This is a genomic window from Streptomyces sp. NPDC007901 (assembly GCF_042959465.1).
Lineage (GTDB): Bacteria > Actinomycetota > Actinomycetes > Streptomycetales > Streptomycetaceae > Streptomyces.
Map to the genome: position 1 here is coordinate 148,138 of NZ_JBIBKW010000009.1, position 23,285 is coordinate 171,422.

A 23,285-nucleotide genomic window follows, 5' to 3' on the forward strand; every position below is an offset into this window, starting at 1 on the left:
TCATTCTCGCGACCGCCCGGAGAGCCACCGCCCAAGGAGTATCGCGATGAGCAGACAACGACGAGCCGCACGAGGTTCCGCAGCCGGATACCGTACGTCACTGCCCTGGCGGATTATCACCGCCGGCGCCGAATACGTGGACCGGCGCATCGGCTGGGACAGACTGCCCGTCATTCCGGGCCTGCTGACGCTCCTCGGACTGCGCGTCAGGCTTCGGCAGAAGAACCTCCACGACACCGGCCGACTGCCGTCGGTCAATCTGCCCGATCCCGCGCCCCCTTCCGAGACCCAGAAGGTCAACCGGACCGCCGACGGCAGCCACAACGACCTCGCCGAGCCTCGCATGGGCATGTCGGGCACCCGCTTCGGCCGGAACATCCCGCTGGACCGGATCGCACCGTCCGCACCCGAGGACGTACTGTCCACGCCGAACCCGCGCGAGGTCAGCCGCGCCGTGCTCACCCGCGACGAGCTCATCCCCGCCGAATCGGTCAACTCGCTGGTCGCCGCCTGGCTTCAGTTCATGGTCCGCGACTGGTTCAGCCACGGGACCAGCCCCACGGACCGGCCCTGGGAAGTGCCCCTCATGGACGACGACCCGTGGCCGGAACACCCCATGCGGATCATGCGGACACCGGACGACCCGACCCGCGACCCGCAGGCACCGGCCGGAACGCCCGACACCCGCGTCAACGTGTCCTCCCACTGGTGGGACGCGTCGCAGATCTACGGGACGAACGAGACCGAGCAGCGCCTGATGCGCGCCGGTGAGCTGGGCAAGCTGCACCTGTGGGACGACGAGCAGCCCCCGGTCCCCTCGGACCCCTCCCGTGACCCCTCGCACGTCCCCGGCTTCTGGCTGGGCCTCGCCATGATGCACGACCTGTTCGCCCGTGAGCACAACGCGATCTGCGATCACCTGCACGGCGCGTACCCGTCCTGGAACGACGAGGAGCTCTTCCAGCGCGCCCGGCTCGTCAACGCCGCGCTCCTCGCCAAGATCCACACCGTGGAGTGGACACCGGCCGTGATCAGCCACCCCACCACCGTCAACGCACTGCGCGCCAACTGGTGGGGCATCGCGGGCGAGCGCGTCCACGACCTCTTCGGCCGGATCAGCGACAGCGAGGTCGTCAGCGGTATCCCCGGCGGCGGGACGGACCACTACGGCGTCCCGTACTCCCTCACCGAGGAGTTCGTGGCCGTCTACCGCATGCACCCGCTCATCCGCGACGACTGGCATCTGCGCTCCGCCGCCGACGACACGAGCCTGCGCCACTGCACCCTCCGGGACATCGCGGGTCCCGGGGCCCTGAAGGTCATGGAGACCACCGGGATGGCCGATCTGCTCTACAGCTTCGGCACGCTCCACCCCGGACTGGTCACCCTGCACAACTTCCCCAGGTTCCTCCAGGAGTTCGAGCGCCCCGACGGGCAGCTGCAGGACCTCGCCGCCACCGACATCCTGCGCTCTCGGGAGTTCGGCGTCCCCCGCTACAACGAGTTCCGGCGGCTGCTGCGGCTGAAGCCCGCGGCGAGCTTCCTGGAGCTGACGGAGAACCGGGCATGGGCCGAGCAGATCCAGTGGCTCTACGACGGCGACATCGAGAAGGTCGACCTCACGGTCGGGCTGTACGCGGAGAAGCTGCCGGCCGGATTCGCCTTCAGCGACACGGCGTTCCGCATCTTCATCCTGATGGCCTCGCGCCGGCTGAACAGCGACCGCTTCTTCACCGAGTACTACACGCCCGAGGTGTACTCCAAGGCCGGTATGGCCTGGATCGACGACAACAGCATGATCACGGTGCTGCTCCGCCACCACCCGGAGCTGCGCACGGCTCTCACCGGGCTGACGAACGCCTTCGTGCCGTGGCACACCGCCGGAGGGACGGTGACCTGACATGGCAGCGCTGAGCAGGTCCCGCGGGGAACCCGCACGGGTACCCGCTCGGGACTCCGAAAGAGGTCGGGCAGACCTATCAGATCCACGACCGCACAGGTCAAGGCCCTTTGCCGCAGGTTCGAGCATGGCCACGCCCTCCGCATGCGAGGTCCGCGGCCGCACCCGACCGGCCCGGCTCAGCGGTCCGACCCCTCGGCCGCGCCACGCCGAGGGGCCGGACTCGGGCTGTCCGTGGCGGTCAGTTCGCGCGGCCGGCCAGCACCCACTTCGAGGGCAGCACGATCCGCTCCCCGTCCGAGGTGAACTCGGTGGTCATCAGCGGGAGTTCACCGCTCGCGAGGACGCTCAGGCCGGAGTTGCGGAGGTACTCAGGTACCGCGTCGTCGGCGACCTCGCCGGGGGCAATGCCGTGCCGGAAGATCGGGGCGAGCTTGGGCGGCGGGCCGGCCGGGCTCTGGGCGAGGCCGCCGAGGACGGGCCGGGCGGCCTCGGAGAGTTCCACGAGGAAGGCCCGGCCGCGGGCGCCGACGAGGGTGGCGATGGCGTCGGTCATCGGCTGCCGGTCGCCGGGCTCGCACTGATGCAGGACGCCCCGCATATAGACGTTGGCGTCGCCGAGTTCGGCGTGCAGCGCCTCGGCCTCGGTCTTCTCGGCCGCGTCGAGGACCCGGTAGCGGACCACCTCGGCGGGGTCGGCGTGCCGGGCGTGCTCCAGGGCGGCCTCGGCGATGTCGACGCCCAGGACCCGCGGGAAGCGGCCGGCGAGGAAGCGGGTCTGGGTGCCGTTGCCGCAGCCCAGGTCGACCAGGGGCAGGCCGGGATCGGTGAGGTGGGGCTCGAAGAGGGAGACGTGGACCGCGGCGGTCACGCCCGGTTCGGCGTCCCAGAACACCGCCCCCGGCTCGTCCGGCGCCTCGCGCCAGAACCCCTCCCAGGCATCCCGGTATCGACTCGTCACGCTCATGTCCAACTCCCCAGGGTGCAGCCGCATATGACCCGTCGTAGGTGACGGGCCAGTACGGTCTACCCTGCGCCGGTTACGGCCACAAGCGCCCGGCGCGTTCCTTCACCCCACTTTCGTGGGAACGCGCGCCTCCGTGTCAGCGGCGCCGTGAGGTGAGTTCGAACCACACCGTCTTCCCGGCGGACGTACGGCTGGTGCCCCATTCCCGGGAGAGGGTGCTGACCACGCGCAGTCCGCGTCCGGTCTCGGCGCCGGGGTCCGTGCCGAGCAGGGTGGGCAGGGTGTGGTCGTCGTCATCGACCTCGCACAGCAGAGTCTCGCCGCGGATCAGCCGGAGCTGGACCGGGCGGCTGTGGGAGTGCCGTAGGGCGTTGGTGACGAGTTCGCTGACCATTAGCGCGGCGGGGTCGGCGAGCCGGTCCAGGTCCCAGTCGTGCAGTTGCTCGCGGACGGCGGCGCGGGCGCGGCGGACCTCGGCGGGGTCGAGGGCGAGCCGCCATTCGGCGACGTCCTCGGGCTCGATGCCGTTGAGCCGGGCCATCAGCAGGGCGACGTCGTCCTTGCGGCCGCCGCGGGTGTTGAGGGCGCGGATGATGGTGTCGCAGGCGTCGTCCATGGAGGCGGCCGGGTGGGCGGCGGACTCGCAGAGGGTGGCGAGGCCGACGCCGATGTCCTCGCCGCGCATCTCGACGAGCCCGTCGGTGCACATCACCAGGCGGTCGCCGGGCTCCACGCGCACCCGCAGCGACTCGAAGGCGACTCCGCCGACGCCTATGGGCGCCCCGGTGGGCAGGTCGAGGAGTTCGCTGCGCGCGTCGACGGCCCGCACCAGCACGGGCGGGATGTGGCCCGCGTTGGCGAGGTGCAGTTCGCTCTCGATCGGGTCGTAGACCGCGTAGAGGCAGGTGGCGAGATAGCCGTCGCCGAGGCGCTGGGCCAGGTCGTCGAGGTTGCGCAGGAGTTGGGCGGGTGGCAGGTCCAGGGCCGCCATGGTCTGGACGGCCGTGCGCAACTGGCCCATCATCGCCGCCGAGTTGAGGCCGTGGCCCATGACGTCGCCGACGACCAGGGCGGTGCGGGCGCCCGGGAGTTTCACGGAGTCGAACCAGTCGCCGCCGACCCGCCCGAGCAGGGTGCCCGGCAGATACCGGGTGGCGATGTCGCAGCCCGCCATGCGCGGCGGGATGTGCGGCAGCATGCTGTCCTGGAGGGTCTCGGCGACGCTCTCCTGGAAGGTGTACATGCGGGCGTTGTCGAGCACGAGCCCGGCCCTGGCCGCGAGTTCGGCGCCGGTGACCCGGTCCATGTCGTTGAACATCTCGCGCTCGGGGTGGCGCAGCAGGATCATGAAGCCGAGCACGACGTTGCGGGCCTTGAGCGGGACGACCAGCATCGAGCGGCCGGTGATCAGCGGCCGGATGTCGCGCTTCTCGAACTGGGAGGCGATGGCATGGCCCATCTCCTCGCTGATCCGGGGCACCAGGACCGGTTCGCCGCTGGTCATGCACTGGAAGAACGGGGTGTGCGCCGGGAACGGCATGGCCTCGCCGACCGGGACGACGTCGTCCCAGCGGCCGGGTTCGTCGGTGTGTTCGAGGGCGACCCGGTGCCACATGGTGGTGGTGTCGGGCACACCGTCGGGGAACCCCTCGCCGGCGACGACCTGTTCGCGGAGGTAGGTGCCGGCGACGTCGGTGAAGCGGGGCACGACGGCTCTGCTGACCTCGACGATCGTCCGGGACAGGTCGAGCGAGGTGCCGATCTTCCCGCTGACCTCGTTGAGGAACTCGAGGCGCTCGCGTACGGCGACGTACTCCAGGTCCTCGCCCTCGTCCTCGGCGAGTTCGGCGGGCAGCGGCAGCCCCTGGGCGGCGACGGCGGCGGCGCGCTCCCGGCGGGCCTTGCGCTCGGTGCGCCGGGCGACGCCCCAGTCGGGGGTGACCGGGACCCGGTCGTTCTGGCTGAACTCCAGGATCGGGTAGCCGAGTTCGAGGACCTGGGCGACGATCCTGGCGCTCTCGTCGACGCTCATGCTGGGCAGGATCTCGGGGAGCCGGCGCGCGAGTTCCTCGGCGCCCGGGAAGTCGGTGTGCAGGGCGAACCCGGGCGCGACGCGCTCGAAGGCCATGTCCTCGTCCTGCCCGGACCGGCGCAGCCGTTCGGTGTCGGCGGCGAGCACCAGCAGCCGCTCGTCGCCCGGACCGACCAGCGGATACGCCCACCAGAGCACATCGACGCGGTCGCGGTCGCGGTCGGGGTCGGGGACGGTGAGCCGGGCGCGGCCCGCGGCCGGGAAGTTCAGCCGCCCGTCGAGGGAGGACTCCAGGTCGGGGCCGAGTCCGTCATACGCGGCGTAGGCCCCGTACGGGGTGATCTCGTCCTCTTCGGGGAGCGCTCCGGAGACGGGCAGCAGATCGAGCACGGAGCGGCCGACGGCCTCCTCCCTGGCGGCGCCGAAGAGCCGCCGGGCGCCGGTGCTCCAGTGGGAGACCTGGCCGTCGCGGTCGACGACGACCACGGCCAGGGGGATGCGGCCTGCCGCGCCGTCCCCAGCACCGAGGCTGGGGGGTGCGTCCCGCTCGCCGCCATGGTCCATGGCCCAGGCCCTCTCTCCCCACGGCTCCGCAAAAGATCTGTGCCGCCCGCCACTACCGTACGGTGGGGGCCGGTCGCGATGTGTGGCAATCCTGGAATTGGTTTCACCGGATGACGCCGGCGCGCAGGTCCGCGCCCCGCAACGTGCGCACTCACTCCCGGTTCCGTCCTCGGTCAGTCCTCGTGGCCGAGCTGGAGATCCCGTTCGGTGCGGCCGCCGCCCGCGACCTGGAGAACCGTGGCGACCGGCGGGTAACCGGCGGCGATGACGGTGTACTCGCCGGAGGAGAGGTCGACGAACCGGAACGTTCCGTCGGCGCCGGTGGTCAGGGTGTCCACCACGTTCCCGGCGGCGTCCAGCAGGGTCACCCGGGCGTCCTCCACGGGCCGCCCGCCGCCGGCCCGGACGGTGCCCTTCAGCACGGCGCCGCCCGCGAGTTCGACGTCCTGCCGAGTCTCCCGGGAGGCCTGGACGGTGACCGGGAGGGCGGCCGGGCGGAAGGCGGGGGCGCTGGCGGCGAGGGTGTACTCGCCGGCCACCAGCTCGCTGATGACATAGCCGCCCTCGCGCCCGCTGCGGGTGCTGGCGACGACCTCGCCGTGCACGTTGGTGAGGGTGACGGTGGCGTCCCGTACCGGGGTGCCGTCGGCGGTGAGCACGCTGCCCGCGAGGCGTCCGGCGCCGCCGAGGACCACGTCCAGTTCGACGGGCCGCTCGCCGACGGTCACGGTGACGGCCTGCGGCTGGTGCCCGCCGGCAGCGGCGATCAGGACGTAGGACCCGGAGCCGGGCGTGGCCAGCGCGTAGCGGCCGTCGTCGGCGCTGGCGCCCCGGCCGATCTGGCGGCCGACGGCGTCGATGAGGGTGAGCGCGGCGCGCGGCACCACGGTCCCGTCGGGGTGCTGCACGGTGCCGCAGACGGGGATCCCGGCGCCGGTGTAGGGGGAGCGAAGCGAGGTGGGGGTCCCCCCGGCCGAAGGCTGGGGGCGTGCTTGCGGGATCGGTGCGTTCACGGGAACGGACTCGGTTTCGGCGGTGGGGTGGGACACCAGCGGTTTCTCCTTGAGGAAGCAGGCCACGAGCAGGCCGAGGACGAGCACAGGGACCAGGTAGAGGAAGATCCGGGGCATCGCGTCGGCGTAGGCGCGGATGTAGGCGTCGCGCAGCGCCGGGGGCAGCGCGTGGACGAGCTGCGGGGTGAGGGACTCGGGGTCGGGCAGGCGGGCGCCGGCGCGGGCGGGGAGGCGTTGGTGCAGGGCGTCGGTGAGCCGGCCGGCGAAGAGGGTCCCGAAGACGGCGGCGCCGACGCTGCCGCCGATCTGCCGGAAGTAGTTGTTGGCGCTGGTGGCGGTGCCGAGGTCGGCGGGCGGGACGGAGTTCTGGACGGCGAGGACGAGCACCGGCATCACCAGGCCGATCCCGGCGCCGAGCACGGCCATCCAGATGCTGTACTGCCAGCGGGGCGTGTCGACTTCGAGCCGGGAGAGCAGCCACATGCCGAGGACGGACAGCCCGCCGCCGAGCACCGGGTAGATCCGGTAGTGCCCGGTGTGGCTGATGAGTTGGCCCGCGACGATCGAGGCGCCGACGATCCCGCCCATCATGGGGAGCATCAGGAGTCCCGACTCGGTCGCGGAGGCGCCGTCGACCATCTGGAGGAAGGTCGGCAGATAGCTGGCGGCGCCGAACAGGGCGACGCCGACGACCAGTCCGACCAGCCCGGTGACGTTGAAGACGGAGTCGCGGAACAGCCGCAGCGGGATGAGGGGTTCGGCCGCGTGGTGCTCGGCGATCAGGAAGAGCACCGTGGCGGCCAGCGCCCCGGCCCCGAGCCCGAGGATGACGCGCGAGCCCCAGTCGTACTCCGTGCCGCCCCAGCTGGTCAGCAGGACCAGGCAGGTCGAGGCGGCGGCGAGCAGCAGGGTGCCCGGGATGTCGAAGCGGGCGCGGGCCCGGGGTTTGGGGAGTTTCAGTACGGCGGTGATGACGGCCAGGGTGACCAGTCCGAAGGGGACGTTGACGTAGAAGCACCAGCGCCAGGAGAGGTGGTCGGTGAAGTAGCCGCCGAGCAGCGGCCCGGCGACGGAGGCGAGGCCGAAGGCGGCGCCGATCAGGCCCATGAAGCGGCCGCGCCGCCGGGGCGGCACGATGTCCGCGATGATCGCCTGCACGCCGATCATCAGCCCGCCCGCGCCGATGCCCTGGACGGCGCGGAAGGCGATCAGCTGGTCCATGCTCTGGGCGCGGCCGGCGAGCCCGGAGCCGACGACGAAGACGAGGATCGCGAACTGGAAGACGCCCTTGCGGCCGATGAGGTCGCCGAGCTTGCCGTAGACGGGGAGGCCGACGGTGGCGGTGAGCAGATAGGCGGTGATCGCCCAGGACATCCGGTCGAGGCCGTGCAGTTCGCCGACGACCTTCGGCAGCGCGGTGGCCACGATCATCTGGTCCAGCGCGGCGAGGAGCAGGGCGAACATCAGCCCGCAGAACACCAACCGGGTGCGGCGCGGCCCGAGTTCGGGGGCCGGGGCGGGTTCCGGCACCGGGGCGTCCGGAGGCGCCAGGGCCGGTTCCTCGTACTCCACCAGCGTCGTTCCGCCCATGTACCGCTCCCCTCGTCGCACCTGCGCACAATTCCCGCCGTAAGGCGACAACTACGAGCAAGCGCGACGAGTTACGGCACGACTCCGTACGACATGGAGATCCACTCGAACCGGTGAGGGGGCCAACGCCCCCTGTTCATCGCGAGGTTACTTCTCGACCTCGGCGGCGAGCCTGTCGAGGATCCCGTCGTAGATACGGCCGAGGCCCTTGGGCGCGAAGGTCTTCTCGAAGAAGCCGCCGATGCCGCCGGCGCCCTGCCAGGTGGTGTGGACGACGACCCGGGACTTGCCCTCGCCGGCCGGGGTGATGCGCCAGGTGGTGACCATGGAGGAGTTGCGGTCCTTCTCGACCAGCTCGCCGTCGGTGGGCTCGCTGACCTCCAGGAGGCAGTCCCGCACCCGCTTGCTGGTGGCCTGGAGCTTCCAGTGGACGAGGGTGCCCTCGCCGTCGCCGCCCTCGCGCACCTCGTACTCGCTGAAGTGCTCGGTGAGCAGGTTCGCGCGCGTACCGCTGTAGTCGGCGACGGTGTCGAACACCTTCTCCGCGTCCGCGGCGACGACCCGCTCCGTAGTGGCCTCGACCTGCGCCATCGCTTTCCTCCAGCACCTGAGTTCTCGGGGTTGCACCAAGCCAACCACCCCGGGGTCCGGCCGCCCAAATCGGGGTCCCCAAGCGATCGGAAACGCGATCGGAATCGGCGTCCGCGCGGTCTCCACAGATCGTTCGCACGATCATGGGAACAGATGTTCTATTGTGTGAGCAGTGCTACCGAGGAGGCGTCAATGCGCTGGGAGAACCTCACCGAGGAGGCCGGACACGGCCGGGCCGCAACCGCGCTGTTCGGTGCGGACGCGGTGACGACCCGCACCTTCGACACGCCCGAGTTCCGTGGGATCACCTTCCACGAGGTGCGGGCGCGGTCGATCATCAACCGGGTGCCGGGCGCCTCGCGGATGCCGTTCGAATGGACGGTGAACCCGTACCGGGGCTGCACGCACGCCTGCGTGTACTGCTTCGCCCGCAAGACCCACAGCTATCTGGACCTGGACACCGGGATCGGCTTCGACACCCAGATCGTGGTCAAGACGAACGCCCCGGAGCTGCTCCGCCGCCAGCTGGGCTCGCGGCGCTGGCTGGGCGACCACATCGCGATGGGCACCAACGTCGACTGCTACCAGCGCGCGGAGGGCCGCTACCGGCTGATGCCGGGGATCATCTCCGCCCTCGCCGACCACGCGAACCCGTTCTCGATCCTCACCAAGGGCACCCTGATCCTGCGCGACCTCGACCTGCTGCGCCGGGCGGCGGACGTCACGGACGTCGGCATCTCGGTCTCGGTCGGCTTCGTCGATCCCGAGCTGTGGCGCACGGTGGAGCCGGGCACCCCGGCTCCCGAGCGCCGGCTGGAGGTCGTCAGCGCCCTCGCCGGGGCCGGCATCGGCTGCGGGGTCCTGATGGCGCCGGTGATCCCCTTCCTGGGCGACCATCCGGCCCAACTCCGGGCCACCGTGCGGGCGATCGCGGCGGCCGGGGCCACCTCGGTGACGCCTCTGGTGCTGCATCTGCGCCCCGGCGCCCGCGAGTGGTTCATGAGCTGGCTGGCGGCCCACCACCCGCATCTGGTCCGGCGCTACGAACGGCTGTACGCGGAGGGCGCCTACGCGCCCAAGTGGTACCAGCGCCGGATCACCCGTCAGGTGCACGAGCTGGCCCAGGAGTACGGCATCGGCCCCGGCAACGGGGGCACGCCCCGCCGCATCCCGGTACCGGCGACGGACGAGCCCGAACTGCCGGAACCGACCCAGCTGACGCTGCTCTGAGCAGCGGTCGCCCGGGAGGGCGTTCGAGCCCAACCCTCGGCCCAATTGGGTCAATAATCGTCTGAACACGTTCTTCCGGGGCCCGACTCCGGGACGATGCGGCGAGGACCGTGACACGTGCGGTCCGCGATCCCTCCGTCCTGGGAGGACCCCATGCGAACACGCGCAGCCGTGCTGTGCGCCGCCGCCGCTGTCGTGGCCGGGTCGGTCACCGCGCTGCCCGCGAGCGCCACCACCCGAGCCCCCCTCCAGGTGTCCGCGGTGACCTGGAGGAAGTGCGGCACCACCGACTACCCGACGCTGCAGTGCGGCTCGGTCAAGGTGCCCCTCGACCACCGCAACCCGGCCGGGAGGCAGATCACCCTCGCCCTCACCCGCGTCCCGCACACCGCGACGACCTCTCAGGGTCCACTGCTGGTCAACCCCGGCGGCCCCGGCGGCAGCGGGCTGGGCCTCGCCGGCTTCGTGGCCTCCGCGCTGCCCAAGAAGGTGGCCGCCCGCTACGACATCATCGGCTTCGACCCGCGCGGGGTCGGCCGCAGCAGCCCCGCGATCGACTGCGCCCCGGGCTACTTCAAGCCGGTCCGCCCCGACTCGGTCCCGGCCACGCCCGCTCTGGAACAGGCGAACCTCAAGCGGGTGAAGTCGTTCGCGGCGGCCTGCGGCAAGAAGTACGCGAGCCTGCTGCCGTACCTCGACACGGTCAGTGCCGCACAGGACCTCGAATCCGTCCGTCTGGCCCTCGGGGCCCGCCGGATCAGTTACTTCGGCTACTCCTACGGCACCTACCTGGGCGCGGTCTACGCGAAGCTGCACCCGGACCGGATCCACCGCCTGGTCCTGGACTCGATCGTGGACCCGACGGGCGTCTGGTACGAGGACAACCTGAGCCAGGACTACGCCTTCAACGACCGCCACCGCGCCCTGATGGCGTGGATCGCCAAGTACAACTCGACCTACAAGCTGGGCACCGACCCGGAGCAGGTCGAGGCCAAGTGGTACGCGATGCGGGCCGCGCTGGCGAAGAAGCCGGCCGGCGGCAAGGTGGGCGCCTCCGAACTGGAGGACGCCTTCATCCCGGGCGGCTACTACAACGGCTACTGGCCCTACCTGGCCGAGGCGTTCTCGTCGTACGTCAACGGCAAGAAGACGACGGCGCTGGTGGAGGCGTACAAGAACTTCGCCGCCGTGGACGCCTCGGGCGAGAACGGCTACAGCGTCTACGCGGCCGTCCAGTGCCGGGACTCCTCCTGGCCGCGGGACTGGAACCAGTGGAGCAAGGACAACTGGGCGGCGTACCAGAAGGCGCCGTTCATGACCTGGAACAACGCCTGGTACAACGCGGCGTGCGTCCACTGGCCGACGAAGACGCTGAAGCCGACGAACATCGCCAACGGCAAGCTCCCCGCGACCCTCCTCTTCCAGGCCACGGACGACGCGGCCACCCCCTACCAGGGCGGCGTCACCGCCCACCGCCTGCTGGCCCGCTCCAGCCTGGTCGTCGAACAGGGCGGCGGCAACCACGGCATCACCCTCAGCGGCAACACCTGCCTGGACAAGTACCTCGCCACCTACCTGACCGACGGCACGGTCCCGCGCGGCACCGGCACCGCCGACGCGGTCTGCAAGAAGAGCCCCGACCCGAAGCCCCTGACCACGAAGGCGGCCTCGACCTCGTCCCGCGGCTCGACCCTGCACGGACTGCTGGGCTTCCGCGGCTGAGACCCCGCCGACGGCCCCGGCACCCCGGAAAACCCGGGCTGCCGGGGCCGTCCGCTGTCTAGGGTGCCGTCATGAACGACGACCTTCTCCGCATCCGCCCGATGACCCTCGACGACTGCGACCGGGTCTCCGAGATACGCGTCCGGGGCTGGCAGTACGCCTACGAAGGGCTCATGCCGCAGCCGTTCCTGGACGGGCTCAGCGTCGAGCGGGACGCCGAGCGGCGGCGGGCCCGTTTCCGCGACGGCGAGGACGGGGTGACGGACCTGGTCGTCGAGAAGGCCGGCACGATCGTCGGGTGGGCGGCGCACGGACCGTACCGGGACGGTGACGTACGCACCGGCGCGGCCGAGTTGTACGCGATCTACGTCGACCCGGCACACGTCGGGACGGGGGCCGGGCGGACGCTGCTGGCCACGGTCCTCGAGCAGTGCGCCCGGCACGCGCGCCTGTACCTGTGGGTACTGAAGGGGAACGCGCGCGCCCGGCGCTTCTACGAGCTCGCGGGCTTCCGGGCCGACGGCACCGAGGAGCCGTACGAGGTCGACGGGGTGGCCGTGCCCGAGGTGCGGTACGTCAGGGAGCTCGGTGTCACCGCGGCTTAGGGATGTGGGTCAGGGCCTGGACCGCCGCCTGCGCGAGGGTGGGGTGGGCCAGCGCCTCGCTCAGGACGCGGCGGGCGCGGGGGTCGGCCAGGGTGCCGAGGCCTTCGACGCAGGCGAGGGCGACCCGGCGGTAGGGGTCGTGGGGGCGCAGCCGGCGTTCCAGGGTGGTGATGAGCGCCGGGACGGACTCCGGGGCGCGCAGTTCGACCAGGAGACGGACCGGGTGCAGGGCGTAGGCGACGCGGAGTTCGTTGGTGGCGAGGGCGGCGGCCGCGCGGGCGGTCCGCGGGTCCTGGAGGCGGGAAAGGGCGTAGGCGGCGGAGGCGCAGCGGGGTGGGTCACGGTGGTTCAGGAGGAGGACCAGGGTCTCGAAGGCCCGCCGGTCACCGGCCGTCCCCAGCCGGTACGCCGCCAACTCCCTGGCCCACAGGGGCTGTCCGGCCGCGGTGAGCACCTCCGCCAACTCGTCGTGGTCCTCGGTGGCCAGGAGCCGTTCGTAGGCGGCCGTTCCCTGCGACTCCTGGCGCAGACGCTCCGTGAGTGATCGCAACTCTTCGTCCACGAAGCCCAGCGTAGAGGGGTCGCGGGGACGGGGGGACGTACATCACAAAGTCGGGGGGCTGGCGCGCTCGTTACCCGCCGGTTAAGCTCAATCGAGCGAGTCACCCACTCGCACTCACGCTCACATCGGTTTGGTGACGCAACCGCGGTGAGCATCAGGTCGGTTCGGTACCTCGGTACCTCGGTACCGCAGTACGGCACGGCTCCGGGACAGGGCCGGTCGGAATCCGCCGCTCCCGGGCGTGTGCGCGCCCGCGGCGGCAGCACCGGGCGTGTGCGCTGGCAGCCCGGCACCACCCGCATTCACGCAGCTCTCCTTGCACCCGGTGCGCCCCTCGGCGCACCCGGGCGCGTTTCCAGTCGTCACCCTCATTCCTGGAGTCCCGCGATGGCCACTCCCCAGTCCGACCCTTCCCTGTCCCCGCTCAGGACCGTCGCCGTCGTCGGCCTCGGCACCATGGGCACCGGTATCACCGAGGTCCTCGCGACGGCCGGCCGCGAGGTGATCGGCATCGACGTCAGCGAGGCCCAGGCCGCCCGGTCGCTCGCCGCCCTGGAGGCCTCCACGGCCCGGTCCGTGGAGCGCGGCCGGCTCACCGAGCAGGAACGCGCCGACCTCCTCGGCCGGGTCCGCACCGGCACCGACCTCACGGCCGCGGCCGACGCCGACCTCGTCATCGAGGTGACTCCGGAGTCGTACGACATCAAGCACCAGATCTTCCGCGAGCTGGACGGCATCGTCCGCCCCGAGACCATCCTCGCCACCGGCACCAACGCGCTCTCCGTGACCCGGCTGGCCGCCGACTCGGCGCGCCCCGAGCGCGTCCTCGGCCTGCACTTCTTCAACCCGGCCCCGGCGATGAAGCTGGTCGAGGTCGTCTCCTCGGTGCTCACCGCGCCGAGCGCCGTCGCCACCGTCACGGACCTCGCCCTCGAACTGGGCAAGGAGCCGGTCGCGGTCGGCGACCGCCCCGGGTTCGTCGCGGACGGGCTGCTGTTCGGCTACCTCAACCAGGCCGCCGCGATGTACGAGGCGAAGTACGCCTCCCGCGAGGACATCGACGCGGCCATGCGGCTCGGCTGCGGCCTGCCCATGGGCCCCCTGGCGCTGCTCGACCTGATCGGCATCGACACCGCCCGCACGGTCCTGGAGGCCATGTACGCCGAGTCCCGCGACCGGCTGCACGCCCCGGCCCCCATCCTCAAGCAGCTCAGCGAGGCGGGCCTGACCGGCCGCAAGTCGGGCCGCGGCTTCTACAGCTACGAGGCCCCGGGCAGCGCGACCGTCGTCCGTGACGCCCAGACCCCGCTGGACGGCTCCGCCCTCACCCCGGGCCGTACGGTCCGCTCGGTCGGTGTCGCCGGCTCCGGCACCATGGCCTCCGGCATCGCCGAGGTCTTCGCCAAGGCCGGGTACGAGGTCGTCCTCGCCGCCCGCAGCGAGGAGAAGGCCCAGGCCGCCAAGGCCCGCATCGGCAAGTCCCTGGACCGCTCGGTCGGCAAGGGCCGGATGACCGCCGAGGCGGCCGCCCGGACCCTGGACCTGATCACCCCGGCGGGCTCGTACGACGCCTTCTCCGACGTCGACCTGGCCGTCGAGGCCGTCGCCGAGGACCTGGAGGTCAAGCGGCAGCTGTTCGCGACCCTGGACAAGGTCTGCAAGCCGGGCGCGGTCCTGGCCACCACGACCTCCTCGCTGCCGGTCGTCGCCTGCGCCCGCGCCACCTCGCGTCCGCAGGACGTGATCGGCATGCACTTCTTCAACCCGGCGCCGGCCATGAAGCTGGTCGAGGTGGTCCGTACCGTGCTGACCGCCGAGGACGTCCACGCGACCGTCCGCGAGGTCTGCGCGAAGATCCGCAAGCACGCGGTCGACTGCGGCGACCGGGCCGGGTTCATCGTGAACGCGCTGCTGTTCCCGTACCTGAACAACGCGATCAAGATGGTCGAGGAGCACTACGCGTCGCTGGACGACATCGACGCGGCGATGAAGCTCGGCGGCGGCTACCCGATGGGCCCGTTCGAACTCCTCGACGTGGTCGGTCTGGACGTCTCGCTCGCGATCGAGAAGGTCCTGCACCGGGAGTTCCGCGACCCGGGCCTGGCGCCCGCGCCGCTCCTGGAGCACCTGGTGGCCGCAGGCTGCCTCGGCCGCAAGACCGGCCGTGGCTTCCGCGAATATGCCCGCCGCTGACGGCGTCGGCGACTGGTTCCGGGACGAGAACGACTGGGGCGGACTGCTCGACCCGGGCGGCCGGCTCCCGGCCACCCGGCCCGGCGGTCCCCCGCCCTTCACGGGCGGGGGAAACCCCGGACATGCGCATCAAGCTGCGCACATGCAGTACGTTCGGGTCATGTCCCAGCCCGCCAGGTCCTCACGTACACCAGCCACGCCCGACGCGCCGGAGAGTGCCGCAGGCAGTCGCGCGGCGGCCCAGCGGCTCAAGATGCGCCGGGAACTGGCGGCCGCCGCGATGGAACTCTTCGCGACCAAGGGGTACGAGGCGACCACCGTCGACGAGATCGCGGCCGCGGCCGGGGTCGCCCGCCGCACGTTCTTCCGTCACTTCCGCTCCAAGGAAGAGGCGATCTTCCCCGACCACGACGACACCCTGATCCGCGCCGAGGCGGTGCTGAACGCGGCCCCGGCGCACGAGCACCCGCTCGACACCGTGTGCCGTGGCATCAAGGAAGTCATGAAGATGTACGCGGCCCGGCCGGAGATCTCGGTCGCCCGCTACAAGCTCACGCGCGAGGTACCCACCCTCCGCGAGGCCGAGATCGCCTCGGTGGCCCGCTACGAGCGCCTCTTCACCCGCTATCTCCTGGGCCACTTCGACGAGCACGCCCACGCGGACGACGCGAACGACGACCCGCTGCTGGCCGAGGTCGCGGCCTCGGCGGTGGTCACCGCCCACAACCACGTGCTGCGGCGCTGGCTGCGGGCCGGCGGGCAGGGGGACGTGGAGCTGCAACTGGACCACGCCTTCGCGATCGTCCGGAAGACCTTCGGGAACGGGATCGGGGCGGGTCGGGAGACGCCGCCCCGGTCGTCGGCGCCGGCCGCCGTGGCATCCCAGGGGGAGGTGCTGGTGACGGTGGCCCGTACCGACGCCCCGCTGGACGAGGTCATGCGGACCATCGAGCAGGCACTCAAGGAGCGCTGAGCCACCCTCGGGGGTGTCCCCGGACACTCCGCCGCTGTGACGACGGCCACCCGCCCGGGTGGCCGTTTTGGCATGTCAGAGCACCTTTTCAGGCAACTCTCCGAGGCCGTTCGATCGATCATCGCTCATTTGTTACGTAAAGATTTCATCTGAGGTGAAGTCCTGGCACTCAGTGCCTTGCGGCCTGACACGCGGTGTCATACGTTGATGGAGTCCGGCCTGTCCCGGTGAGCCCACCAGCTCCCCCGCCGGACGCCTGCGTCACAGGCAACCTCCCGCGCCACAAAGCGCTGCCACAGCACCACCCCGCCGAACCGACGGCATCCTTCCCAAAACCCTCAGCAGCACCGACGTAACCCTCAGCGCCCCTTCCCTCAAGGGGCGCAAGCATCGCCGGAGGCAACACCGTGACCACTCAGGCCATTCTGGACGCGATCCAGTCGCCGGACTCGACGCCGGCCGACTTCGCCGCCCTGCCGCTCCCCGAGTCGTACCGCGCGATCACCGTGCACAAGGACGAGACGGAGATGTTCGCCGGTCTGGAGACCCGCGACAAGGACCCGCGCAAGTCCATCCACCTCGACGAGGTGGCCCTGCCCGAGCTGGGCCCGGGCGAGGCCCTGGTCGCCGTCATGGCGTCGAGCGTCAACTACAACTCGGTGTGGACCTCGATCTTCGAGCCGCTGTCGACCTTCGGCTTCCTGGAGCGCTACGGCCGCCTCAGCGAGCTGACCAAGCGGCACGACCTGCCGTACCACATCATCGGCTCCGACCTCGCGGGCGTCGTCCTGCGCACCGGCCCGGGCGTCAACGCCTGGAAGCCCGGTGACGAGGTCGTCGCGCACTGCCTCAGCGTGGAGCTGGAGTCGAGCGACGGCCACAACGACACGATGCTCGACCCCGAGCAGCGCATCTGGGGCTTCGAGACCAACTTCGGCGGTCTCGCCGAGATCGCGCTGGTCAAGTCCAACCAGCTGATGCCGAAGCCGAACCACCTCAGCTGGGAGGAGGCCGCCGCTCCCGGCCTGGTCAACTCCACCGCCTACCGGCAGCTGGTCTCCCGCAACGGCGCCGGCATGAAGCAGGGCGACAACGTCCTGATCTGGGGCGCGAGCGGCGGACTCGGCTCGTACGCCACGCAGTTCGCGCTGGCCGGCGGCGCCAACCCCATCTGTGTCGTGTCGTCGCCGCAGAAGGCGGACATCTGCCGCGCGATGGGCGCCGAGGCGATCATCGACCGCAACGCCGAGGGCTACAAGTTCTGGAAGAACGAGCAGGAGCAGGACCCGCGCGAGTGGAAGCGCTTCGGCAAGCGCATCCGTGAACTCACCGGCGGCGAGGACGTGGACATCGTCTTCGAGCACCCGGGCCGGGAGACCTTCGGCGCCTCCGTCTACGTCACCCGCAAGGGCGGCACGATCGTCACCTGCGCCTCCACCTCGGGCTACAACCACGAGTACGACAACCGCTACCTGTGGATGTCCCTGAAGCGGATCATCGGCTCGCACTTCGCCAACTACCGCGAGGCCTGGGAGGCCAACCGGCTGATCGCGAAGGGCAAGATCCACCCGACCCTGTCGAAGGTCTACTCCCTGGAGGAGACCGGCCAGGCCGCCTACGACGTGCACCGCAACCTCCACCAGGGCAAGGTGGGCGTGCTCTGCCTCGCTCCCGGGGAGGGTCTCGGGGTGCGTGACGAGGAGATGCGGGCCAAGCACCTCGACGCCATCAACCGCTTCCGCAACATCTGAGACACCCGAGGTCATAGATGACTGAGCGTCAGATCGCCGACGGGGCACGCGAGAAGGACCGGCCGTGGCTCATGCGCACGTATGCCGGCCACTCCACGGCCGAGGCGTCCAACGAGCTGTACCGGCGCAACCTCGCCAAGGGCCAGACAGGTCTGTCGGTGGCCTTCGACCTGCCGACGCAGACCGGCTACGACCCCGACCACATCCTCGCCCGCGGCGAGGTCGGCCGGGTGGGCGTGCCCGTCTCACACCTCGGTGACATGCGCCGGCTGTTCCAGGACATCCCCCTGGAGCAGATGAACACCTCGATGACGATCAACGCCACCGCCATGTGGCTGCTGGCGCTCTACCAGGTCGTCGCGGAGGAGCAGGGCGCGGACATCACCAAGCTCCAGGGCACGACCCAGAACGACATCGTCAAGGAGTACCTGTCCCGGGGGACGCACGTCTTCCCGCCGGGGCCCTCGCTCCGCCTGACGACGGACATGATCGCGTACACGGTCTCCCACATGCCGAAGTGGAACCCGATCAACATCTGCAGCTACCACCTGCAGGAGGCGGGCGCCACGCCGGTCCAGGAGATCGCGTACGCGATGTCCACCGCCATCGCGGTCCTCGACGCCGTGCGCGACAGCGGCCAGGTGCCGCAGGAGCGGATGGGCGACGTCGTCGCCCGTATCTCCTTCTTCGTGAACGCGGGCGTCCGGTTCGTCGAGGAGATGTGCAAGATGCGGGCGTTCGGCCGCATCTGGGACCAGATCACCCGCGAGCGGTACGGCATCGAGAACGCCAAGCAGCGGCGGTTCCGGTACGGCGTCCAGGTCAACTCCCTGGGCCTGACCGAGGCTCAGCCGGAGAACAACGTCCAGCGGATCGTCCTCGAGATGCTCGCGGTGACGCTGTCGAAGGACGCACGCGCGCGTGCCGTCCAGCTCCCGGCCTGGAACGAGGCGCTCGGCCTGCCGACGCCCTGGGACCAGCAGTGGTCGCTGCGCATCCAGCAGGTGCTGGCGCACGAGAGCGACCTGCTGGAGTACGAGGACATCTTCGAGGGCTCACACGTCATCGAGAAGAAGGTCGCCCAGCTGGTCGAGGACTCCCTCGCGGAGATCGACCGGATCCAGGAGATGGGCGGCGCGATGGCCGCCGTCGAGTCCGGCTACCTCAAGTCGCAGCTGGTCTCCTCGCACGCCGAGCGCCGGGCCCGGATCGAGTCGGGCCAGGAGAAGATCGTCGGCGTCAACATCTTCGAGACCACCGAGCCGAACCCGCTCACCGCCGACCTGGACACCGCGATCCAGACGGTGGACCCGGCGGTCGAGGCGAGGGTCGTGGCGGCGATCGGACGCTGGCGCGACACGCGCTACCAGCCGCCGTTCAACCACCCGCGGCCCTGCAAGGCCCTGGAGCGGCTGAAGGAGGCCGCCAAGGGCACCGGCAACCTCATGGAGGCCACCCTGGAGTGCGCCCGTGCCGGGGTCACGACCGGCGAGTGGGCGGGCGCGCTGCGGGAGGTGTTCGGCGAGTTCCGGGCCCCGACCGGGGTCTCCTCGGCCCCGATCGCGGTCCCCGTCGAGCCGGGCTCGGCCCTCGCCGAGGTGCGGGCCAGGGTGGACGCCACCGCCCGCGACCTGGGCAGCGGCAAGCTGAGGTTTCTCGTTGGCAAGCCCGGTCTTGACGGCCACTCCAACGGCGCCGAGCAGATCGCGGTGCGCGCCCGGGACGCCGGCTTCGAGGTGGTCTACCAGGGCATCCGGCTGACGCCCGAACAGATCGTGGACGCGGCCCTCGCCGAGGACGTGCACGCGGTCGGCCTGTCGATCCTCTCCGGGTCGCACGCGCAGCTGGTCCCGGACGTCCTGGAACGACTCCGTGTGGCCGGTGCCACAGATATACCCGTGATCGCCGGTGGCATCATCCCGAACGGGGATGCCGAGCAGCTGCGGGAAGCCGGAGTGGCCGCGGTGTTCACCCCGAAGGACTTCGACATCACCGGAATCATCGGCCGCATCGTCGACGAGATCCGGAAAGCGAACAAGCTCGACCCCCTGGAGGTCCCCGCATGACCACGCCCGTCAACCGGCTCCGCCCGCGGCGCTCCTGCCTGGCCGTGCCCGGCTCGAACCCCCGCTTCCTGGAGAAGGCGCAGGGTCTCCCGGCGGACCAGGTCTTCCTGGACCTGGAGGACGCGTGCGCGCCGCTCGCCAAGCCCGGGGCACGGCACACCATCGTCAAGTTCCTGAACGAGGGCGACTGGACCGGCAAGACACGCGTGGTGCGCGTGAACGACTGGACGACCGAGTGGACGTACCGCGATGTCGTCACGGTCGTCGAGGGCGCCGGCCAGAACCTCGACTGCATCATGCTGCCGAAGGTGCAGACGGCCCAGCAGGTGGTCGCCCTGGACCTCCTCCTGACCCAGATCGAGAAGACGATGGGCTTCGAGGTCGGCAAGATCGGCATCGAGGCGCAGATCGAGAACGCGCAGGGCCTGAACAACGTCAACGAGATCGCGACCGCCTCCCCGCGCGTCGAGACGATCATCTTCGGCCCGGCCGACTTCATGGCCTCCATCAACATGAAGTCACTGGTCGTGGGCGAGCAGCCGCCCGGCTACCCGGCGGACGCCTACCACTACATCCTGATGAAGATCCTGATGGCCGCCCGCGCCAACAACCTCCAGGCGATCGACGGCCCCTACCTGCAGATCCGCAACATCGACGGCTACCGCGAGGTCGCCCAGCGTGCCGCGGCCCTCGGCTTCGACGGCAAGTGGGTGCTGCACCCGGGCCAGGTCGAGGCGTCCAACGAGATCTTCTCGCCGTCGCAGGAGGACTACGACCACGCCGAGCTGATCCTGGACGCGTACGACTACTACACGTCCGAGGCGGGCGGCAAGAAGGGCTCCGCGATGCTCGGCGACGAGATGATCGACGAGGCCAGCCGCAAGATGGCCCTGGTCATCTCCGGCAAGGGCCGAGCCGCCGGCATGCAGCGCACCTCGAAGTTCGAGACCCCCGTCAGCTAAGGAGCCCTGAGCGCGATGCAGTTCGGACGCACGTACGAGGAGTTCGAGGTCGGGGCGACGTACAAGCACTGGCCCGGAAAGACGGTCACGGAGTACGACGACCACCTGTTCTGTCTCCTCACGATGAACCACCACCCGCTCCACATGGACACGAACTACGCCGAGAAGACGACGGACTTCGGCAAGAACGTGGTGGTCGGGAACTACATCTACTCGCTGCTGCTGGGCATGTCCGTGCCGGACATCTCGGGCAAGGCGATCGCCAACCTGGAGATCGAGTCGCTCAAGCACGTGGCGCCGACCTTCCACGGCGACACGATCTACGGCCAGACGACCGTGCTCGACAAGTGGCCGTCCAAGTCGAAGAACGACCGCGGGATCGTCTACGTCGAGACCAAGGGCTACAAGCAGGACGGCACGCTCGTGTGCATCTTCCGCCGCAAGGTGATGGTGCCGACCGAGACGTACATCAAGGAGCGCGGCGGCGAGCAGCCGGGCCGCCCCGAGCTGAAGGAACAGGGGAAGTAAGCGATGGCCCGTCTCGCCCAGACCGCCGGTCTGACCGACATCCAGCAGGAGATCCTCTCCACCGTCCGCGACTTCGTGGACAAGGAGATCATCCCGGTCGCCACCGAGCTGGAGCACCGCGACGAGTACCCGCAGCAGATCGTCGACGGCCTCAAGGAGCTCGGCCTCTTCGGCCTGATGATCCCCGAGGAGTACGGCGGCCTGGGCGAGTCCCTCCTGACGTACGCGCTGTGCGTGGAGGAGATCGCCCGGGGCTGGATGTCCGTCTCCGGGATCATCAACACGCACTTCATCGTGGCGTACATGCTCAAGCAGCACGGCACGCAGGAGCAGAAGGACCACTTCCTGCCGCGCATGGCGGCCGGCGACATCCGGGGCGCGTTCTCGATGTCGGAGCCGGGTCTGGGCTCGGACGTGTCGGCGATCACGTCGAAGGCGGTGAAGGACGGCGAGGAGTACGTCCTGAACGGCCAGAAGATGTGGCTGACGAACGGCGGCACCTCGTCGCTGGTGGCCGTCCTGGTCCGGAGTGACGAAGGACACCCCGAGGGCACCGCACCCCACAAGTCGATGACGACCTTCCTCGTGGAGAAGGAGCCCGGCTTCGGCGAGGTCCGTCCCGGTCTCACCATCCCGGGCAAGATCGACAAGATGGGCTACAAGGGTGTCGACACCACCGAGCTGATCATGGACGGGTTGCGGATTCCGGCCAATCGGGTGCTCGGCGGCGTCACGGGCCGAGGTTTTTACCAAATGATGGACGGAGTCGAGGTCGGCCGCGTCAACGTGGCGGCCCGTGGTTGCGGTGTCGCCCAGCGCGCGTTCGAGCTCGGTGTCCAGTACGCCCAGCAGCGTCACACTTTCGGCAAGGCGATCGCCCAGCACCAGGCCATCCAGTTCAAGCTGGCGGAGATGGCCACCAAGGTCGAGGCCGCCCATGCCATGATGGTCAACGCCGCACGCAAAAAGGACTCCGGGGAGCGAAACGACCTGGAGGCGGGGATGGCGAAGTACCTCGCCTCCGAGTACTGCAAGGAGGTCGTGGAGGACGCCTTCCGGATCCACGGCGGCTACGGCTTCTCCAAGGAGTACGAGATCGAACGTCTCTACCGTGAGGCGCCGATGTTGCTGATCGGCGAAGGTACCGCCGAGATCCAGAAAATGATCATCGGGCGCAGGTTGCTCGAAGAGTATCGATTCCAGGGCTGATTGTCCGGATACGGGGTGCTTTCTTCGAGAAGAAGATCACACCCCGTCAACGGTCTTCAGCCGCCGACTCGGCTTCCTGGCTTGCCCAGTTGTAGCCCGCGACCGGTACGATCCCCGGAAAGCCGCCGTCCCCCTTTAGAGCGCGGCATCATCCGCTACGAAGGTCATCCATGCCCCACAGCCAAACCTCTGCACATCGAGACAGCCTGGCCGGCGTACGCCTCGCGCGCGGAGCATCGCCGTGGCTTCTCCCGACCGTCGCCACCGCAGCCGTCAGCCTGCTCCGCGCCCGTCGCTCCGGTGCCGCCAAGGCCGTCGCCGTGCCCGCCACCGCGCTCGCGGCGGGCATGCTGTGGTTCTTCCGCGACCCCGAGCGTGAGATCGCCCAGGGCCGTGTCATCTCGCCCGCCGACGGTGTGGTGCAGAGCATCATGCCGTGGAAGGACGGACGGACCCGCGTCGCGATCTTCATGAGCCCGCTCAACGTCCACGTCAACCGCGCGCCCCTGTCGGGCACGGTGACGTCGGTGGAGCACATCCCCGGTGGCTTCGTTCCCGCCTTCAACAAGGAGAGCGAGAACAACGAGCGCGTAGTCTGGCATTTCGACACCGAACTCGGCGACATCGAGATGATCCAGATCGCCGGCGCGGTGGCCCGTCGCATCGTGCCCTACGTCCCGCAGGGCACGAAGGTCGAGCAGGGCGACCGCATCGGCCTGATCCGCTTCGGCTCACGCGTCGACATCTACCTGCCGGAGGGCGTGGAGGTCGCGGTCGAGGTCGGCCAGAAGACCGTGGCTGGGGTGACTCGCATTGACCGTGATTGA

General features: G+C 70.2%; 17 protein-coding genes. 12 read left to right on the forward strand and 5 right to left on the reverse strand.

What is annotated here, in order from left to right:
- The first annotated feature begins 46 nt into the window (after nt 1–46).
- The gene (locus tag ACFZDK_RS28310) at nt 47–1,900 is read left to right on the forward strand and encodes a peroxidase family protein (RefSeq protein ID WP_390976736.1); all 1,854 of its coding nucleotides are present in this window, start codon (nt 47–49) and stop codon (nt 1,898–1,900) included.
- A 241-nt stretch (nt 1,901–2,141) separates the two neighbouring features.
- Here ACFZDK_RS28310 and ACFZDK_RS28315 read toward each other — a convergent pair whose 3' ends face one another.
- The 4 genes from ACFZDK_RS28315 to ACFZDK_RS28330 all read right to left on the reverse strand — a co-directional run bounded on the left by ACFZDK_RS28315 (nt 2,142) and on the right by ACFZDK_RS28330 (nt 8,657).
- Nucleotides 2,142–2,867: a methyltransferase domain-containing protein gene (locus tag ACFZDK_RS28315; protein ID WP_390976737.1), complete on the reverse strand. Its 726-nt coding sequence runs from the start codon at nt 2,865–2,867 to the stop codon at nt 2,142–2,144.
- Between the two features lie 136 nt (nt 2,868–3,003).
- A complete protein-coding gene (locus ACFZDK_RS28320; RefSeq protein WP_390976738.1) occupies nt 3,004–5,463 on the reverse strand; it encodes a SpoIIE family protein phosphatase in 2,460 nt (819 codons plus the stop codon).
- Between the two features lie 173 nt (nt 5,464–5,636).
- Nucleotides 5,637–8,066 carry a DHA2 family efflux MFS transporter permease subunit gene (locus ACFZDK_RS28325; protein WP_390976739.1) on the reverse strand — a complete coding sequence of 810 codons (2,430 nt, stop codon included), beginning with the start codon at nt 8,064–8,066 and terminating at the stop codon, nt 5,637–5,639.
- 147 nt (nt 8,067–8,213) lie between these two features.
- The gene (locus tag ACFZDK_RS28330; RefSeq protein ID WP_390976740.1) at nt 8,214–8,657 is read right to left on the reverse strand and encodes an SRPBCC family protein; all 444 of its coding nucleotides are present in this window, start codon (nt 8,655–8,657) and stop codon (nt 8,214–8,216) included.
- Nucleotides 8,658–8,849: 192 nt separating this feature from the next.
- Here ACFZDK_RS28330 and ACFZDK_RS28335 point away from each other — a divergent pair, with 192 nt between their 5' ends.
- From ACFZDK_RS28335 to ACFZDK_RS28345, 3 genes are all read left to right on the forward strand, one after another.
- Complete coding sequence (locus ACFZDK_RS28335; RefSeq protein WP_390976980.1) at nt 8,850–9,887, forward strand: Rv2578c family radical SAM protein; 1,038 nt, start codon at nt 8,850–8,852, stop codon at nt 9,885–9,887.
- Between the two features lie 153 nt (nt 9,888–10,040).
- A complete protein-coding gene (locus tag ACFZDK_RS28340; protein ID WP_390976741.1) occupies nt 10,041–11,609 on the forward strand; it encodes an alpha/beta fold hydrolase in 1,569 nt (522 codons plus the stop codon).
- Between the two features lie 71 nt (nt 11,610–11,680).
- Nucleotides 11,681–12,214 carry a GNAT family N-acetyltransferase gene (locus tag ACFZDK_RS28345; protein ID WP_390976742.1) on the forward strand — a complete coding sequence of 178 codons (534 nt, stop codon included), beginning with the start codon at nt 11,681–11,683 and terminating at the stop codon, nt 12,212–12,214.
- Here the strand turns inward: ACFZDK_RS28345 and ACFZDK_RS28350 are convergent.
- Nucleotides 12,201–12,776, reverse strand: a complete 576-nt coding sequence (locus ACFZDK_RS28350; protein ID WP_390976743.1) for an adenylosuccinate lyase — start codon at nt 12,774–12,776, stop codon at nt 12,201–12,203. The genes ACFZDK_RS28345 and ACFZDK_RS28350 overlap by 14 nt on opposite strands.
- Nucleotides 12,777–13,163: 387 nt before the next feature.
- On the opposite strand from ACFZDK_RS28350, the gene ACFZDK_RS28355 reads away from it, so the two are divergent.
- The 8 genes from ACFZDK_RS28355 to ACFZDK_RS28390 all read left to right on the forward strand — a co-directional run bounded on the left by ACFZDK_RS28355 (nt 13,164) and on the right by ACFZDK_RS28390 (nt 23,285).
- Nucleotides 13,164–14,969, forward strand: a complete 1,806-nt coding sequence (locus ACFZDK_RS28355) for a 3-hydroxybutyryl-CoA dehydrogenase (protein ID WP_390976744.1) — start codon at nt 13,164–13,166, stop codon at nt 14,967–14,969.
- A 160-nt stretch (nt 14,970–15,129) separates the two neighbouring features.
- On the forward strand, nt 15,130–15,942 hold the full coding sequence (locus ACFZDK_RS28360; RefSeq protein WP_390976981.1) for a TetR family transcriptional regulator: 813 nt from the start codon (nt 15,130–15,132) through the stop codon (nt 15,940–15,942).
- A 407-nt stretch (nt 15,943–16,349) separates the two neighbouring features.
- Nucleotides 16,350–17,693 carry a crotonyl-CoA carboxylase/reductase gene (gene ccrA, locus ACFZDK_RS28365; RefSeq protein ID WP_390976745.1) on the forward strand — a complete coding sequence of 448 codons (1,344 nt, stop codon included), beginning with the start codon at nt 16,350–16,352 and terminating at the stop codon, nt 17,691–17,693.
- Between the two features lie 17 nt (nt 17,694–17,710).
- Complete coding sequence (locus tag ACFZDK_RS28370; protein WP_390976746.1) at nt 17,711–19,759, forward strand: methylmalonyl-CoA mutase family protein; 2,049 nt, start codon at nt 17,711–17,713, stop codon at nt 19,757–19,759.
- Nucleotides 19,756–20,721, forward strand: a complete 966-nt coding sequence (locus tag ACFZDK_RS28375) for an aldolase/citrate lyase family protein (RefSeq protein ID WP_390976747.1) — start codon at nt 19,756–19,758, stop codon at nt 20,719–20,721. The genes ACFZDK_RS28370 and ACFZDK_RS28375 overlap by 4 nt, the downstream gene beginning before the upstream one ends.
- Nucleotides 20,722–20,736: 15 nt before the next feature.
- Complete coding sequence (locus ACFZDK_RS28380) at nt 20,737–21,249, forward strand: MaoC family dehydratase (RefSeq protein ID WP_217547894.1); 513 nt, start codon at nt 20,737–20,739, stop codon at nt 21,247–21,249.
- 3 nt (nt 21,250–21,252) lie between these two features.
- A complete protein-coding gene (locus tag ACFZDK_RS28385) occupies nt 21,253–22,458 on the forward strand; it encodes an acyl-CoA dehydrogenase family protein (protein ID WP_107907975.1) in 1,206 nt (401 codons plus the stop codon).
- Between the two features lie 170 nt (nt 22,459–22,628).
- Nucleotides 22,629–23,285 carry a phosphatidylserine decarboxylase gene (locus ACFZDK_RS28390; protein ID WP_365684803.1) on the forward strand — a complete coding sequence of 219 codons (657 nt, stop codon included), beginning with the start codon at nt 22,629–22,631 and terminating at the stop codon, nt 23,283–23,285.

Coding starts and splice junctions, on each gene's coding strand:
- ACFZDK_RS28310 (WP_390976736.1), top strand. CDS start 47: ATGAGCAGACAACGACGAGCCGCACGAGGTTCCGCAGCCGGATACCGT.
- ACFZDK_RS28315 (WP_390976737.1), bottom strand. CDS start 2,867: ATGAGCGTGACGAGTCGATACCGGGATGCCTGGGAGGGGTTCTGGCGC.
- ACFZDK_RS28320 (WP_390976738.1), bottom strand. CDS start 5,463: ATGGACCATGGCGGCGAGCGGGACGCACCCCCCAGCCTCGGTGCTGGG.
- ACFZDK_RS28325 (WP_390976739.1), bottom strand. CDS start 8,066: ATGGGCGGAACGACGCTGGTGGAGTACGAGGAACCGGCCCTGGCGCCT.
- ACFZDK_RS28330 (WP_390976740.1), bottom strand. CDS start 8,657: ATGGCGCAGGTCGAGGCCACTACGGAGCGGGTCGTCGCCGCGGACGCG.
- ACFZDK_RS28335 (WP_390976980.1), top strand. CDS start 8,850: ATGCGCTGGGAGAACCTCACCGAGGAGGCCGGACACGGCCGGGCCGCA.
- ACFZDK_RS28340 (WP_390976741.1), top strand. CDS start 10,041: ATGCGAACACGCGCAGCCGTGCTGTGCGCCGCCGCCGCTGTCGTGGCC.
- ACFZDK_RS28345 (WP_390976742.1), top strand. CDS start 11,681: ATGAACGACGACCTTCTCCGCATCCGCCCGATGACCCTCGACGACTGC.
- ACFZDK_RS28355 (WP_390976744.1), top strand. CDS start 13,164: ATGGCCACTCCCCAGTCCGACCCTTCCCTGTCCCCGCTCAGGACCGTC.
- ACFZDK_RS28360 (WP_390976981.1), top strand. CDS start 15,130: ATGTCCCAGCCCGCCAGGTCCTCACGTACACCAGCCACGCCCGACGCG.
- ACFZDK_RS28370 (WP_390976746.1), top strand. CDS start 17,711: ATGACTGAGCGTCAGATCGCCGACGGGGCACGCGAGAAGGACCGGCCG.
- ACFZDK_RS28375 (WP_390976747.1), top strand. CDS start 19,756: ATGACCACGCCCGTCAACCGGCTCCGCCCGCGGCGCTCCTGCCTGGCC.
- ACFZDK_RS28380 (WP_217547894.1), top strand. CDS start 20,737: ATGCAGTTCGGACGCACGTACGAGGAGTTCGAGGTCGGGGCGACGTAC.
- ACFZDK_RS28385 (WP_107907975.1), top strand. CDS start 21,253: ATGGCCCGTCTCGCCCAGACCGCCGGTCTGACCGACATCCAGCAGGAG.
- ACFZDK_RS28390 (WP_365684803.1), top strand. CDS start 22,629: ATGCCCCACAGCCAAACCTCTGCACATCGAGACAGCCTGGCCGGCGTA.